Genomic DNA, 14,371 nt, shown 5'->3' with positions numbered 1-14,371 from the left:
TCAATCAAATTGCTGTTTTCTTGCCGTTGCATCCGGCCCGGTGCCGGAGGCGTTCAGGTTCGCCTGAAATCACATGAGGACATCTGTGATGAAGAAAACACACACCCTGCTCAATCGTCATCAACTGCTCGACCCGGTTGCCCTGCGCAACTGGCTGGCGCACAACCTGGATCCGGTGGCCCGTGCCGATCAGCTTCTGACCCTGCGCCCGGAAGAGCTCAACTGCATCTTCGATACCCTCTCCATGCCGGAAGGGGCGTCCTTGCTCGCCTCCCTCCCGGCGGAGTGTGCCGGCCATCTGCTGCTCAGGCTGCATGGCAGCATCGTGGGGATACTGCAGGGCACCCTGGCCCGTCGTGACCTGCTGGCCATCCTGCGCAGGCTCGACGAGCACGATCGCAAGACCCTGCTAGCCCGGCTGCCAGAGCCCGCCCGCAAAGCCTTCCAGTCCCTGCTGGCCTGGCCGAACGAGTCGGTGGGGGCCAACATGCGCCACGAATATCTGGCAGTGGAGGCCAATGCGACGGTGGAAAGCGCCAAGCAGCTGATCCACGGCGCCTGGGATCAGGCCAGGCTGTTCGGTCATCTCTATGTGGTTGACGGTGAGCAGCGCCTGCTTGGCAGCGTCTCCCTCAAGTCGTTGCTGATCGCCGATCCTCTGCTGCCGGTAGGGGACCTGATGGAGGGGGAGGCGGTGCGCATCAACGCCCGGGCGGATCAGGAGCTGGCGGCCCGCCTGCTCATTGACCGCGACCTCTCGCTCCTGCCGGTGGAAGATCAGGGGCGTCTGGTGGGGGTCTTCCACGTGGACGATGCCGCCGACATCCTGGAGCTGGAGTCCACCGAGGATGCGGAGCTGCAAGGGGGCTCCTCGCCGCTGGATACCCCCTATCTGCAGGCCACCCCCTGGCAGTTGTGGCGCAAGCGGGTGGGCTGGCTGCTGATCCTGTTCGTGGCGGAAGCCTACACAGGCACCGTGCTGCGGGCCTTTGAAGAGCAGCTGGAGGCGGCCATCGCCCTGGCCTTCTTCATCCCGCTCCTCATCGGTACCGGTGGCAACAGCGGTACCCAGATCACCACCACCATAGTGCGTGCCATGGCGGTGGGGGAGGTGAGCCTGAAAAACCTCGGCACCGTGCTGAAAAAGGAGATCTCCACCGGTCTGCTCATCTCGGCCGCCATCGCACTGGCGGCCTGGGTGCGGGCCTGGAGCCTGGGGGGGGGGCCCGAGATCGGCATGGTGGTGACCCTGACCATCGTCGCCATCTTAAATGCGAAAGGGGACTCCCTCCGACGTAGGTGGGAGGGGAATTTCGCCGGGGCGTCAGCCCCGCTGGTTTTGAATGTATTGCTTGATCACCTCCAACGGTGCTCCGCCGCAAGAGCCCGCAAAGTAAGAGCGTGACCAGAGTACGGGTTTGCTGTAAGCACCTCTCAAGTCCAGAAATTCATTACGCAGTCGCCTTGATGTGACCGCCTTTAACGAGTTCACCAGCACCGATAGCTGCACTGTTGGGCCGTACTCTATCAGCATGTGAACATGATCAGCCTCTCCGTCACACTCTTTCAGTTCCGCACCAAAATCTCTGCAAACCTCTGCCGCACACTGACCGAATGAAGCGTGATGCAGTTCCCCCAATATCGGCTTTCGATACTTGGTGATAAACACCAAATGTACGTGCAAAGCGTAGGCAGCATGGCGTGATTTATTAATTTTAGTGAATTGCATTCTGTCACTCAATCGGGCTTAATAGATATGGCGATAATGCTACACACTGAGTGATAAATGCAAATTCTGAAAGCCTACAAATTCCGACTCGAACCGACCGAACAACAAGCGCAACGCCTGCGCCAGTTGGGCGGTTGTGCTCGTTATGTCTGGAATCACGGGCTGGCAGAGACAAAGCGCATTCTGGATGCTGGCGAAAAACTGCCTTCTGCCTTTGAGCTGAACAGGATGCTCACCAGTTGGAAGAAAGACCCAGAAATGGCCTTTCTGGCCGAGGCATATACCGACAACCTCCAGCAGAAGCTCAAGGATTTGCATGGCGCGTGGATGCGCTGCTTTGATAAGAAACTCGCCGCCAAGGCACCCGTATTCAAGAAAAAAAGCGACAACCGCGACGCTATCCGGTTCGTCAACTTCGACAAGTATTGCCGCCTTGAAAAGGGTCGCGTGAAGCTGCCTGCCGGGCTGGCGTGGGTCAAGTTCCGTCAGTCCCAGCCAGTTGAAGGGAAAATTAAAAACGCGACCGTCAGCCAAGCAGCCGGGCACTGGTATATCTCCTTTCAGGTCGAGCAGGAGACGCTTGAGCCAATTCACCCCTCCGGCTCAATGGTCGGGCTAGATGCGGGGATCGCCAAGCTCGCAACCCTGTCAGACGGCACGGTGTTTGAGCCCGTCAACAGCTTCAAAACCAATCAGACCAAGCTGGCAAGGCTCCAACGCCAGTTGAGCAAAAAGGTAAAGTTCAGCAGCAACTGGAAGAAACAAAAAGCCAAGATCCAGCGGCTGCACTCACATATCGCCAATACCCGCCGCGATTACCTTCACAAGGTCACAACGACTATCAGCAAAAACCACGCGATGATCGTCATTGAGGATTTGAAGGTTGCCAGCATGTCAAAATCAGCAGCGGGCACGACCAGCCAGCCGGGGCGCAACGTCCGGGCAAAATCAGGGCTGAATCGTTCGATATTAGATCAGGGCTGGTTTGAGCTGCGCCGCCAGCTCGAATATAAGCAGGCATGGCGAGGCGGTCAGGTGTTGGCGATAAACCCGGCCTACACGAGCCAGCAGTGCGCCTGTTGTGGGCATACTGCGAAGGATAACCGCCAGACGCAAAGCCAGTTTAAATGCGCTGCGTGTGGTTATGAGGCGAACGCCGATGTGAACGGCGCTCGCAATATTTTAGCGGCGGGACACGCCGTTTTAGCCTGTGGAGGCGTGGTGCAATCAGGCCGCCCGATGAAGCAGGAACCCGGTACTGCGCGAGCAGCTATCACCCAGTAATGGGGATCCCCCTCCTGTGACGCGAAGCGCTAAGGTGGGGGAGGATGTCAACGTGCTCTGGAGCGCCACTGTCGCCTCAGTGATCCCCATAGTGCTGCGTCGCTTTCGCATCGACCCGGCGGTGGTCTCCGCCCCCTTCATCGCTACCCTGGTGGACGGTACCGGCCTCATCATCTACTTCGAGATAGCCAAGCTGATCCTGCCGGATCTGCAGTAGGAAAGCACAAGAGACAAAAAAAGGCAGCCATCGGCTGCCTTTTTGCACAGAGGGGCGGATCACCCGAGCTGGAACAGCAGGGGCCAGCCCTGCTCGTGGCAGTAGCGGTGCTCCTTTTCCAGGTTCTGCATCAGCAACTTGTTCTCGTCGCACCAGTCCAGGGGCAGGGTGACCACCAGCTGATCCCCGGCGGCCTGCACGTTCCACTCGGGCAGCAGGTTGTCCTGACGCCTGTGGTGGGCCGCCACCGCGAGGCGCAGGATGCGGATGCAGCGCAGCACCGTCTGCTCGTCGTGGTTGGGCAGGGCCGGCAGCTCGGAGAGCTTGAGCCCCTTGCGGTGAAAGCGCACCAGGGCCGCCAGCAGGGCCTGATCGTCCTGGTTGAAGCCGGGCAGATCGGTGTTTTGCAAGATATAGGCGGAGTGTTTGTGGATGCCGCTGTAGTTGATGGCAAGGCCGATCTCGTGCAGCCGCGCCGCCCAGCCGAGGATGGCGCGATAGGGCTCTTCCGGCATCTCCCAGGGGCCGCACAGGGCGTCGAACAGGGAGAGGACGCTGCTCTCTACCCGGGTGGCCTGGCGCTTGTCGATGCGATAGTGAGTGCTGAGTGCAAGCGCGGTACGTTCGCGAATGTCGTGATGCTGCAGGCGCTCCTCGAACTCGTAGAGCAACCCTTCGCGCAGGGCGCCGTCGGAGTACTCCATCCGCTCGATGGGCAGGGAGGTGAATAGCCCGAGCAGGATGACCACCGCGGCGGCAAAGACCCCCTGACGCTCCTCGGTGAGGCCCGCCAGTTTGAGCTGATCGACCCGCTTGTGCTTGAGCATCTCTTCTTTCAGCCGCTCCAGTCCCGCCAGGGTGATGGCACCATCGGTCCACTCTTCCCCCTGCAACACGTCGCGCACGGTGCGGATGGAGCCCGAGCTGCCGAGGCAGCTCTGCCAGCCCAGCTTGCGGTACTGGTTGATGATGGGGGCGAGCTGATGCTGGGCTTCCAACACGGCGGCGTTGAAGGCCTTCTCGCCGAGCTTGCCGTTGCCAAAGAAGCTCTGGGTGAAGCTAACGCAGCCCATCTTGCGGCTGGTGAGCGCCTTGTGCTCAAACCCTTCGCCGATGATGAGCTCGGTGCTGCCGCCGCCGATGTCCACCACCAGCACCTGGCCCTCGATGTGCTGGGTATGGGCGACCCCCTGATAGATGAGGCGGGCCTCTTCCTGGCCGCTGATGATCTCGATGGGGTGGTTGAGCACCTTGGCTGCCTCGCGCACGAAGTCGCGGGCGTTGCTGGCGCGGCGCAATGTGTAGGTGCCGGCGATGCGGATCTGATCCGGCTTGATGTTGGTGAGCCGCTCGGCGAACAGGGCGAGGCAGTCCAGCCCGCGCGCCATGGCCTCCGGGGACATGCGGCGCTGCTCATCCATCCCTTCGGCGAGGCGCACCCGCTCCTTGATGCGATCGATGATCTGCATCCGCCCCTCGGTGAGGCGGGCAATGACCATGTGGAAGCTGTTCGAGCCCAGATCGACAGCGGCGTACAGACTATTGTCCATGGTTTGACTCTATGCGTTTGAGGTAGTCGTAAATCGCCACCTGGGAACGGACCTTGCGGCGGTTGCCCCGCTTCACGTACTCGTTCTTCTGGTCGGCATCGATCACCCGCGCCTTGCAGGTATCACTCAGTTGTAGCTCGAGAATGTCGAGGATGCGCTGCTTGAGCCGCTCGTCATAGATGGGGGTGCCCACCTCGATGCGACCGTCGATGTTGCGGCTCATCCAGTCGGCACTGGAGATATAGAGCTGGGGATTGCCCTTGTTGTGGAACACCATCACCCGCGGATGTTCGAGGAAACGGTCGATGATGCTGATGACCCGGATGTTGTCGCTCAGACCCGGCACCCCCGGGCGCAGGGCGCACATGCCCCGGATGATCATCTGGATGGGCACCCCGGCCTGGCCGGCGGCATAGAGCCGGTTGATGAGGTCTCTGTCCACCAGATTGTTGATCTTGAGGGTGATGCCGCTGGGCTGCCCCGCCTTGGCGTTGGCCAGCTCGTTATCGATGAGGCGATAGAGCTGGCGGCGGCTGTTGATGGGGGAGACCAGCAGGTGGTTGAACTTGTAGCGCCGATAGGGGTACTCGATGTACTCGAACACGCTTTCCACCTCGGCGGTGATGTCCGGATGGCGGGTCAGCAGGGAGAAGTCGGTGTAGATCTTGGCGGTTTTCTCGTTGAAGTTGCCGGTCCCGATATGGGCGTAGCGCACCGCCTCGCCGTTCTCGTGGCGGGTGATGAGGCAGAGCTTGGAGTGGATCTTGAGGCTGGGCACCCCGAACACCACCTTGACGCCTGCGTCGGTCAGGATGTTGGCCCAGTCGATGTTGGCCGCCTCGTCGAAGCGGGCGCGCAGCTCCACCACCACGGTCACCTTCTTGCCGTTGTTGGCGGCGTCGATGAGGGAGTGGATGATCCGCGACTTCTTGGCCACCCGGTAGATGTTGATGCGAATGGCGCTGACCGCCGGGTCGAAGGCCGCCTGGCGCACCAGCTCGGTGAAGTGGTGGAACTTGTGGTACGGGTAGTAGAGCAGGATGTCCTGCTTGGCGATGGCGTCGAAGGCGTTGACGAAGCCGTCAAAGTCGCGGCAATCGAGGGCCGGCAGCTTGGGGTTTTCCAGATAATCCCGGCCCACATTGGGGAAGCCGATGAAATCCTTGAAGTTGTGATAGCGCCCACCGGGCATGATGGCGTCGTAGGAGCTGATCTGCAGCTTGAGCTTCAAGAAGCTTATCATGGCCGCCGGCATCTCCCGCTCGTAGACGAAGCGCACCGGCATGGCAGTGAGGCGCTGTTTCAAGCCGTCACTCATCTTGTCCACCAGGCTGAGGTCCAGCTGGTCGGAGAGGTCATATTCGGCATCCCGGGTCAGCTTGACCGAGTAGGCGGCAATCTCGTCGTAGTCGAAGAAGCCCTTGAAGATCTCGTCCAGACAGAAGCGGATAACGTTGTCCAGGATGATGATCTGCTTCTTGCGACGGGTGCCCTCCGGCGGTAGCTGGAAGAAGCGGGGCAGATCGTCGGTGGGCACTTCCACCAGGGCGTACTGGATCACCTGGCCGTTCTTCTTCATCTCGATGGCGAGATAGGTGTGCTCGTCTTTCAGGAACTTGACCGGGTTGACCTCCTTGTTGAGGAGGATGGGGATGATGTGGCGCAGCACCTTTTCCCGGAAGAAGATCCGCAGCCACTGCTGGATGGACTCGGAGAGCTGGCTTTCGTTCACCAGGAAGATGTTGTGGCGGGCCAGCGCGATCAGCAGCTCCTTGTAGGTGTTGTCGAACGCCTCGCCGAGCGCCATCACCTTCTGCTGGATGGCGCGCAGCAGCACCTTGGCCTCGTCGTCGCCGCCGTGGACTTCGTTGATGAGGATGCGGCGCTTGACGTCCGACACCCGTACCTTGAAGAACTCGTCCTGATTGGAGGAGAAAATCCCGAGGAAACGGACCCGCTCGATGAGGGGTACCGTCTTGTCCATCGCCTCTTGCAACACCCGTTCATTGAATGAGAGCCAGCTAAGCTCTTTCTCTTCATACTGCTTGTCGGTGCTCATCTGGTGCCTCTTTGCTCTGGTTGCGTCTGCGCGGAAGTTATGGCGTCAAACCATGACAAATTTATGACAGGCGACACTATTCGCTCAGATCCTGATCGATGTCGACGACGAGGTCGTCGGAGAGGGACTCCAGGGCCGTGACGAGATCGTCCAGTTCGAGCTGCGGCGGCAGGGCCACCAGGGCGTGGGCATAGAAGAGAGGGGCGCCTGAGTGGGGCGCAGGTTCGCAACCTGTGGTGAGGTCGGCGACGTTGATGTTGAGCTGGCGCAGGATGCTGGCCACTTCGTGGACGATGCCCGGTCTGTCGTTGCCGGTGACGCTGAGCATCACCTGATGGGCCGGTTGCGGGCTCAGCTGCCCTTCGGCGAAGCTCACGGTGAGGCCAGGCAGCATCACCAGGGCCTCGCACAGGCTGCGGTAATGCTCGTCAGGCACGGCGACGTGCAAAATGCCGGCAAATTGCCCCGCCAGCTCGCTCATGGAGCTGGCCAGCCAGTTACCCTGCTGCCGGGTGATGGTATCGGCCAGGCTCTCGACGATCCCGGGTTTGTCTGCGCCGATCACGGTGACGACCAATTGCTTTTGCATCCTGCTCTCCTTGAATGGGGCTGCGTGGGGTCCGTTGACGCCTGGCGGCGACGGGGTGCGCGCCAGAACGTCCATGGGCTCTAGCATTGTGCCTGCTGTGACAGGCCATATGAAGCCCGCCTTGCGCAAATTCAGTGAAAAAACGCGAATGCCGGGACGGGCTTGATTTCTGCGCTGCCTGAGTCGCTTTCCCCGTGGTAGAGTGTGCCCCTTCCTTTGGTGTGAACTGAATTTGTCTTGTAAACGGGATGTGCGTGTATGAATAGCCTTGTCGTATCGGGAGCCGTGTTGCTGGGGTTGCTCCTGCTGGTGATCGTCTGGCGCAGGGAGAAAGAGGGCAAGGCCGAGCCCTATGATCTGCAGGAAACCTTGATGAGCCCAGCCGAGCGCACCTTCTTCGGGGTGCTGGATCAGGCGGTGGGGGACAAGGCCCGTGTCTTTGCCAAGGTACGAGCCTCCTATGTATTGACGCCCGAGGCGCACCTTGGCAAGGGCAAGCGCCAGCAGGCGCTCGGCAAGATAGGGGAGAAGCACTTCGATTTTCTGCTCTGCCACCCGGCGGATCTCTCTTTCCTGTGTGCCGTGGAGCTGGATGACGAGGGGCACCGCCACCAGAAGCGCAAGTCGCGGGATCTCTTCCTGAAGGCGGCCTGCGATGGCGCCGGCCTGCCGCTGTTGCAGATCCCGGCCAGCAGCCACTACCAGGTCGACGAGTTGCGGGAGCAACTGCTGCCCCTGCTGGCGAGAACGACGGCGCCGGTGGATGACCTGCTGCCCGGCGAGCGCCGCGAACCGACCTTCAGCCCGCTGCTGCTCGATGGTGTCGATCTGGGCACGTCACACCCGGGGGCTGCCAGGGAGCCCCAGGTGCCTGCCCCCCAGGCCGGAGAGGCAATGCCCGTGTTGATGGAGGAGAATCCCTTCCTCGATCCGGATGAGGAGGAGCCCCGGGAGACGATCCCTCATTGCCCCCGCTGTGCCGCGCCCCTGGTGGCACGGGAAGCACGAAAGGGTCCCCATGCCGGTCGCCTGTTCCTCGCCTGCAGCCGGTTTCCCGAGTGCCGCTATGCCGCTCCCCAGGAGAGCGTGAAACACTGATCCCTCCTCTGACGCCGCACCCTGTCGGCGTCATTCTTTCCCCTTCGCTGGTTTTCATCCGATACTCAATCTGGCTGGAAGCGTGATCCCCGTCCCGCCAGGGTCCGGGAGGATGTGACAAGTTTTGACAATCCGCCATAATTTTGGCACTTTGTCCCCCTTATGACACAGTGCGAAATTGGTTTTAATAAGCACTTAAAAAACAATAGTTTGGCGTCAGGTGTGAAAATATGGATCGGATGGCTATGGGTGTGCTGCTTGTTGATGCCGATGATGTGCGGCGCCAGCAACTGGGGACTGTGCTCTCCTTCATGGGGATCCCCTGGCAGGAGGTGGTTGAGAGCGATCTCGATGTGGCCATCGAGACTGCCGGGCCCTTGCAGGGGATTCTGGCCGGGGAACTGCGCGAGCGCGCCCTGAGTGAGCTGCTTGCCGCCCATCCTCGTCTGCCCTTCCTCTCCCTGATGCCGGCGAGCCATGGTTGCAGCAACTTCATCGGGGTGGCCGAGGCGCCCTTTACCTATGAGTCCCTCACCCGTCATCTGCACTTCTGCCAGGCCTTCATCTCCCTGCATCCCCGTCATCAGACCCACGACAAGGGTCAGACCCTGCTGCGCCTGCTGGTGGGCAAGGGGAGGGGCATCCAGGAGGTGCGCCGTCTTATCGGCCAGGTGGCCGAGACCGACGCCAACGTACTGATCCTCGGTGAGTCCGGAACCGGCAAGGAGGTGGTGGCTCGCGCCATCCACGAGCTGTCCGCCCGAAGCGCGGGCCCCTTCGTGCCCATCAACTGCGGCGCCATTCCGGCGGAGCTGCTCGAGAGCGAGCTGTTCGGTCACGAGAAGGGGGCCTTCACCGGTGCCATTGCCGCCCGGCGCGGCCGCTTCGAACTGGCCCAGGGGGGCACCCTCTTCCTCGACGAAATCGGCGACATGCCGCTGCCGATGCAGGTCAAGTTGCTGCGGGTGCTGCAGGAGCGCCAGTTCGACCGGGTCGGGGGCGGCAAGGCCGTCCAGGCCGATGTGCGGGTGATCGCGGCGACCCACCGGGATCTGGAAGCCATGATCCGCACCCTGGCATTTCGCGAAGATCTCTACTACCGCCTCAATGTGTTCCCCATCGAGACGCCCCCCCTGCGGGATCGGGCCGACGACATCCCGCTGCTGCTGCAGGAGCTGCTCAATCGCCATGCCGAACAGCACAAGGGGATCATCCGTCTGACCCAGCGCGCCATGGAGTCCCTGATGCAGTACGCCTGGCCCGGCAACGTGCGCGAGCTGTCCAACCTCATCGAGCGCCTGCTCATCCTCTATCCGAACCAGATCGTCGATGTGGCGGATCTGCCCGGCCGCTATCGCCTGCTGCCCTGCGAGCCACGAGATGAGCGGCTCACCGAGATGGACGAGCGGGACGCCCTGGCTGCCGTGTTCCAGTCCCCACCAGAGCTGGATCCCGGCATCGCCATGCCCCTGCCCATGCAGTTGCCTCAAGAGGGGGTCAACCTCAAGGAGATGCTGGCCGACCTCGAGGTGGAGCTGATCCGCCAGGCCCTGGAGTCCCAGGACGGGGTGGTGGCCCGCGCCGCCGACCTGCTCAGCATGCGCCGCACCACCCTGGTGGAGAAGATGAAGAAGTACGGCATGAGCAAGGACAATTGAGGTCAATGCTTTGACGCATTGAGCCAATGCATTGATAAATAACGTCTATTTTGCTGGCATGGAAATTGAATAAGCTGACTCAATCGCCAGTTTGAGGTCAGCTTTATGACAATCTTGCAGCAGGATGCCCCCCTCCAGTCACATGAAGTGAGTCAGCTTTACGCCATCTTCACGGCGCTGCCGACCGGCGTGCTGCTGCTCGATGGCGAGGGGCTGATCACCCGCGCAAACCCTGCCGCCCTGGCGCTGCTGGGAGAGCCACTGGAAGGCCTTTCCTGGCGCCAGATCATCGCCCGCTGCTTCGAACCCCGTGAGGATGACGGTCACGAGATCTCCTTGCGCGACGGCCGCCGGGTCCAGCTGTCGACCCAGCCGCTGCCGGATCAGCCGGGCCAACTGGTGTTCATTACCGACTTGACCGAGACCCGCCAGTTGCAGGACAGGGTCAACCACATGAAGCGTCTCTCCGCCCTTGGCAACATGGCGGCTTCCCTGGCGCACCAGATCCGCACCCCGCTCTCCGCCGCCATGCTCTATGCGGCCAACCTGGCCAACCGCACCCTCAAGCCTGAATCCCGCAGCCAGTTCCAGCAAAAATTGATGGCCAGGTTGCAAGACCTGGAAAAACAGATCAACGACATCCTGCTGTTTGCCCGCAATGGCGACAACCAGGTGGTGGCGCCCCTCTCGGTGCAGGGCTTGCTGGCGGAAGTGCAGGCGGGGGCCGAAGCCTTCTGCCAGCAGCAGGGCTGCGCCTTGCATCTGGAGGCCCCTGAGCCCGATCTCTGTCTGCTTGCCAACAGCAGTGCCCTGGCGGGGGCCATCAACAACCTCATCGCCAATGCCCGGCAGGCCGGCGCCGATTCGCTCCTGGTGAGCGCTGTGCGCAGCGGCAACCGGGTGGAGATGCGGGTCATCGACAACGGCAAGGGGATGGCCCCCTCCCTGCTCAACCAGATCTTCGAACCCTTCTTTACCACCCGTTCCCAGGGCACGGGCCTCGGTCTTGCGGTGGTGCAGTCGGTGGTACGAGCCCATCAAGGGAGGTGAGCGTGGCTTCGGTCCCTGGCGAGGGCACCTGTTTTACCCTGTCCTTCCCCCTGCATCAGCAACAGGTTCAGTTGGGGGGCGTGGCATGAGGCGCGCAAAAGCCGGAGCGCCGGTGAAGATGATTCTCGACAAGGCCATGTTGGTTGTAGGAGGTGTGGCATGACCCAGGCTCGCATTCTGGTGGTGGAAGATGACAACGGCCTGCGCGAGGCGCTGGTGGATACCCTGCTGCTCGGTGGCTATGAGTGCCGCGAGGTGGACAGCGGCGAGCGGGCCCTGCTTGCTCTGTCCCGTCAGCGCTTTGACATGGTGATCTCCGACATCCAGATGGGGGGCATGGATGGTCTGACCCTGCTCGCCAATATCCGCCAGCAATATCCCCAGGTGCCTGTGCTCCTGATGACTGCCTACGCCAACATTGACGGGGCGGTGCGCGCCATGCGCGAGGGGGCCATCGACTATCTGGCCAAGCCCTTCTCCCCCGAGGTGCTGCTCAACCAGGTCAGCCGTTATGTGCCGGCCCAGAAGGTGGAGAAGCGTGCCGTGGTGTACGGGGACCCCAGGACTGCGGAGCTGTTCCAGCTGGCGACCCGGGTGGCGAGAAGCGAAGCCACCGTCATGGTGACCGGCCCGAGCGGGACGGGCAAGGAGGTGTTGGCTCGCTATATTCACGACCACTCCAGCCGGGCAGAGCAGGCCTTCGTCGCCATCAACTGCGCCGCCATTCCGGAGAACATGCTGGAAGCGACCCTGTTTGGCTACGAGAAGGGCGCTTTCACCGGTGCGGTGCAGGGGTGCCCTGGCAAGTTCGAGCAGGCTCAGGGAGGAACCCTGCTGCTCGACGAGATCACCGAGATGGATCTGGGGCTGCAGGCCAAGCTGCTGCGGGTCTTGCAGGAGAAAGAGGTGGAGCGGCTCGGCAGCCGCAAGATGATCCCCCTCGATGTGCGGGTCATTGCCACCAGCAACCGGGATCTGAAAAAAGCGGTGCAGGACGGGTTGTTCCGCGAGGATCTCTACTACCGCCTCAACGTCTTCCCCCTGCGCTGGACGGCGCTCTGGGAGCGCCCGGGGGACATTCTTCCCCTGGCGGAGCATCTGCTGGCGCTGCATGCCAGCCAGATGGGGCTGCCGACGCCGCAGCTCGCAGAGGACGCCCGAGAGCGTCTGATGGTTCACCCCTGGCCCGGCAACGTGCGCGAGCTCGACAACGTGGTTCAGCGCGCCCTGATCCTCTGTCCAGACGGCCTCATCGACTGTGAGCACCTGATTCTGGAGGAGACGGACGAGACCCTGGTGCGGCCGCTCGAGCGGCTGTCAGGGGAGGGGCTTGGCGGCGAACTCAAGCTGCAGGAGCACCAGATCATTCTGGACACCCTGCAGGAGTGCAACGGCAGTCGCAAAGCGGTGGCCGACAAGCTCGGCATCAGCCCGCGCACCCTGCGCTACAAGCTGGCCCAGATGCGTGACGCCGGCATCGAGCTGCCCGCCTAGGCCTGACAGGCGCATGGCCTTGCCGGTCCGGCTCGATTATCATGGGCTCTGACGATCGGAATCCGGCTCCCCGCACAGTGCGTGGGGAGCCCAGCTAGGAGACCCCCATGATCTCTCATCGTAAACTGGAAAGCCTGCTCAACCACCTGCTCGAACCCCATGCCATCAAGGATTACTGCCCCAACGGCCTGCAGGTGGAGGGGCGCGAGCGCATTCGCAAGGTGGTGACCGGCGTCACCGCCAGCCAGGCCCTCATCGATGCCGCCGTGGCCGCTGATGCTGACGCCATCCTGGTCCATCACGGCTACTTCTGGAGCGGCGAGCCGGCCCAGATCACCGGCATGAAGCAGCGTCGTCTCAAGACCCTCTTGACCCACGACATCAACCTGTTTGCCTACCACCTGCCGCTGGACGTGCACCCCGAGGTGGGGAACAACGCCCAGCTTGCCAGGCTGCTTGGTATCAAGGTGCGTCGCGGGCTCGAACCCTGGAACAGCAAGAGCGTCGCCATGGTGGGCAAGCTGGAGGAGCCCATGAGCGGCAGCGATTTTGCCAAGCTGATTGCCGAGCGTCTCGGTCGCGAGCCGCTTCATTGTGGTGACAGTGGCCCCGAGCTCATCCGCTCCGTGGCCTGGTGCACCGGCGGTGGCCAGAGCTACATCAGCCAGGCGGCGGAGCAGGGCATCGATGCCTTCATCTCCGGCGAAGCCTCCGAGCAGACCATCCACACCGCCCGCGAGATGGGCATGCACTTCTACGCCGCAGGCCACCACGCCACCGAACGTTACGGCGTCAAGGCGCTGGGAGAGTGGCTCGCCACCGTACACGGGTTGGAGGTGACCTTTATCGATATCGACAATCCGGTGTAGGGCCGATTGGCCGCGCAGCGGCGTCATCGGACGTGATGACAGGCATTGCGCTGGTCGATGGAAATGACAAGGGAGGCCTGAGCCTCCCTTGTTGTGTCTTACTGCTGCTAGCGGTTACTCGCTGGCATAGCCTGCCAGGCCAAGCTGCTTGCCATCGAGGAAGGCAGACCCTTCTCGCATCTGCAAGCGCCCTTCACAGAACCACTGCACCACCAGGGGGTAGATGCTGTGCTCCTGCACCTGGACCCGGGCGGCGACCTCGTCGGCACTGTCCCCTTCGAAGATGGGGACCCGTGCCTGGAGGATCACCGGGCCGCCGTCGAGCTCTTCGGTGACGAAGTGGACGCTGGCGCCGTGCTCGTCATCACCGGCCTCGATGGCGCGCTGGTGGGTGTGCAGACCCTGGTATTTCGGCAGCAATGAGGGGTGGATGTTGATCATCCTCCCCGCGAAGTGGCGCACGAGGTCGGCGCTCAGGATCCGCATAAAGCCGGCCAGCACCACCAGATCCGGCTGATAATCCGCCATCAGAGCCAGCAGGGCGACATCATACTCCTCCCGGCTGGCGAACTGCTGCTGAGCCAGGATGGCGGTTGCCACCCCAGCTTCCCTGGCACGCACCAGGCCATAGGCATCAGCCTTGTTGCTGATGACGCCGACCACCTGACCGGCAATCTTGCCGCCGGCACAGCCGTCGAGGATGGCCTGCAGATTGCTGCCGCTGCCTGAGATGAGGACGAGGATGCGTTTCATGGAGGTCATCTGGCCGTTGAT

At 62.1% G+C, this 14,371-nt stretch carries 11 protein-coding genes and 2 pseudogenes; 8 read left to right on the top strand and 5 right to left on the bottom strand.

Annotated elements, in window-relative coordinates:
- Positions 1 to 88 precede the first annotated feature (88 nt).
- Entirely contained in the window at positions 89 to 1,405 is a 1,317-nt protein-coding gene (locus C2U47_RS01625; RefSeq protein WP_103261365.1) for a magnesium transporter, read from the top strand.
- Here the strand turns inward: C2U47_RS01625 and tnpA are convergent.
- Positions 1,325 to 1,729: an IS200/IS605-like element ISAs26 family transposase gene (gene tnpA / locus C2U47_RS01620; RefSeq protein WP_103261364.1), complete on the bottom strand. Its 405-nt coding sequence runs from the start codon at positions 1,727 to 1,729 to the stop codon at positions 1,325 to 1,327. The two genes, C2U47_RS01625 and tnpA, sit on opposite strands and share 81 nt — an antisense overlap.
- Before the next feature lie 57 nt (positions 1,730 to 1,786).
- On the opposite strand from tnpA, the gene C2U47_RS01615 reads away from it, so the two are divergent.
- Positions 1,787 to 3,013 carry an RNA-guided endonuclease InsQ/TnpB family protein gene (locus C2U47_RS01615; RefSeq protein ID WP_021141234.1) on the top strand — a complete coding sequence of 409 codons (1,227 nt, stop codon included), beginning with the start codon at positions 1,787 to 1,789 and terminating at the stop codon, positions 3,011 to 3,013.
- 52 nt (positions 3,014 to 3,065) lie between these two features.
- Positions 3,066 to 3,230, top strand: a pseudogene (locus C2U47_RS01610) (magnesium transporter); the annotation flags it as partial.
- Positions 3,231 to 3,289: 59 nt separating this feature from the next.
- On the opposite strand, the gene ppx reads toward C2U47_RS01610, so the two are convergent.
- The 3 genes from ppx to C2U47_RS01595 form a co-directional block, all read right to left on the bottom strand.
- On the bottom strand, positions 3,290 to 4,780 hold the full coding sequence (gene ppx / locus C2U47_RS01605) for an exopolyphosphatase (protein ID WP_103261363.1): 1,491 nt from the start codon (positions 4,778 to 4,780) through the stop codon (positions 3,290 to 3,292).
- Positions 4,770 to 6,839 carry a polyphosphate kinase 1 gene (gene ppk1, locus C2U47_RS01600; protein ID WP_103261362.1) on the bottom strand — a complete coding sequence of 690 codons (2,070 nt, stop codon included), beginning with the start codon at positions 6,837 to 6,839 and terminating at the stop codon, positions 4,770 to 4,772. Before ppk1 ends, ppx begins: the two co-directional genes overlap by 11 nt.
- 76 nt (positions 6,840 to 6,915) lie before the next feature.
- Complete coding sequence (locus C2U47_RS01595; protein ID WP_010675281.1) at positions 6,916 to 7,428, bottom strand: glycine cleavage system protein R; 513 nt, start codon at positions 7,426 to 7,428, stop codon at positions 6,916 to 6,918.
- Between the two features lie 258 nt (positions 7,429 to 7,686).
- Between C2U47_RS01595 and C2U47_RS01590 the strand changes: the two genes are divergently transcribed.
- From C2U47_RS01590 to C2U47_RS01570, 5 genes and pseudogenes are all read left to right on the top strand, one after another.
- A complete protein-coding gene (locus C2U47_RS01590; RefSeq protein ID WP_053288346.1) occupies positions 7,687 to 8,526 on the top strand; it encodes a DUF2726 domain-containing protein in 840 nt (279 codons plus the stop codon).
- 239 nt (positions 8,527 to 8,765) lie between these two features.
- Positions 8,766 to 10,184, top strand: a complete 1,419-nt coding sequence (locus C2U47_RS01585; protein ID WP_053288347.1) for a sigma-54 dependent transcriptional regulator — start codon at positions 8,766 to 8,768, stop codon at positions 10,182 to 10,184.
- A gap of 105 nt (positions 10,185 to 10,289) precedes the next feature.
- Positions 10,290 to 11,323: pseudogene (locus tag C2U47_RS01580) on the top strand (sensor histidine kinase).
- A 70-nt stretch (positions 11,324 to 11,393) separates the two neighbouring features.
- Positions 11,394 to 12,728 carry a sigma-54-dependent transcriptional regulator gene (locus tag C2U47_RS01575; protein ID WP_103261361.1) on the top strand — a complete coding sequence of 445 codons (1,335 nt, stop codon included), beginning with the start codon at positions 11,394 to 11,396 and terminating at the stop codon, positions 12,726 to 12,728.
- A 107-nt stretch (positions 12,729 to 12,835) separates the two neighbouring features.
- Positions 12,836 to 13,597: a Nif3-like dinuclear metal center hexameric protein gene (locus C2U47_RS01570; RefSeq protein ID WP_010675276.1), complete on the top strand. Its 762-nt coding sequence runs from the start codon at positions 12,836 to 12,838 to the stop codon at positions 13,595 to 13,597.
- Between the two features lie 114 nt (positions 13,598 to 13,711).
- Here the strand turns inward: C2U47_RS01570 and purN are convergent, their stop codons facing one another.
- Positions 13,712 to 14,350 carry a phosphoribosylglycinamide formyltransferase gene (gene purN, locus C2U47_RS01565; RefSeq protein WP_048208753.1) on the bottom strand — a complete coding sequence of 213 codons (639 nt, stop codon included), beginning with the start codon at positions 14,348 to 14,350 and terminating at the stop codon, positions 13,712 to 13,714.
- Positions 14,351 to 14,371 lie beyond the last annotated feature (21 nt).

This window comes from Aeromonas sp. ASNIH7 (assembly GCF_002903485.1).
In the GTDB taxonomy this organism is placed as follows: Bacteria; Pseudomonadota; Gammaproteobacteria; order Enterobacterales; family Aeromonadaceae; genus Aeromonas; species Aeromonas caviae.
Note: the sequence above shows the minus strand (reverse complement) of the source record. Positions and strands in the feature narration are given on the sequence as shown.

What these genes read in the sequence shown, in the direction of transcription:
- C2U47_RS01625 (WP_103261365.1), top strand. Translation starts at nt 89, where the DNA reads ATGAAGAAAACACACACCCTGCTCAATCGTCATCAACTGCTCGACCCG.
- tnpA (WP_103261364.1), bottom strand. Translation starts at nt 1,729, where the DNA reads ATGCAATTCACTAAAATTAATAAATCACGCCATGCTGCCTACGCTTTG.
- C2U47_RS01615 (WP_021141234.1), top strand. Translation starts at nt 1,787, where the DNA reads ATGCAAATTCTGAAAGCCTACAAATTCCGACTCGAACCGACCGAACAA.
- ppx (WP_103261363.1), bottom strand. Translation starts at nt 4,780, where the DNA reads ATGGACAATAGTCTGTACGCCGCTGTCGATCTGGGCTCGAACAGCTTC.
- ppk1 (WP_103261362.1), bottom strand. Translation starts at nt 6,839, where the DNA reads ATGAGCACCGACAAGCAGTATGAAGAGAAAGAGCTTAGCTGGCTCTCA.
- C2U47_RS01595 (WP_010675281.1), bottom strand. Translation starts at nt 7,428, where the DNA reads ATGCAAAAGCAATTGGTCGTCACCGTGATCGGCGCAGACAAACCCGGG.
- C2U47_RS01590 (WP_053288346.1), top strand. Translation starts at nt 7,687, where the DNA reads ATGAATAGCCTTGTCGTATCGGGAGCCGTGTTGCTGGGGTTGCTCCTG.
- C2U47_RS01585 (WP_053288347.1), top strand. Translation starts at nt 8,766, where the DNA reads ATGGCTATGGGTGTGCTGCTTGTTGATGCCGATGATGTGCGGCGCCAG.
- C2U47_RS01575 (WP_103261361.1), top strand. Translation starts at nt 11,394, where the DNA reads ATGACCCAGGCTCGCATTCTGGTGGTGGAAGATGACAACGGCCTGCGC.
- C2U47_RS01570 (WP_010675276.1), top strand. Translation starts at nt 12,836, where the DNA reads ATGATCTCTCATCGTAAACTGGAAAGCCTGCTCAACCACCTGCTCGAA.
- purN (WP_048208753.1), bottom strand. Translation starts at nt 14,350, where the DNA reads ATGAAACGCATCCTCGTCCTCATCTCAGGCAGCGGCAGCAATCTGCAG.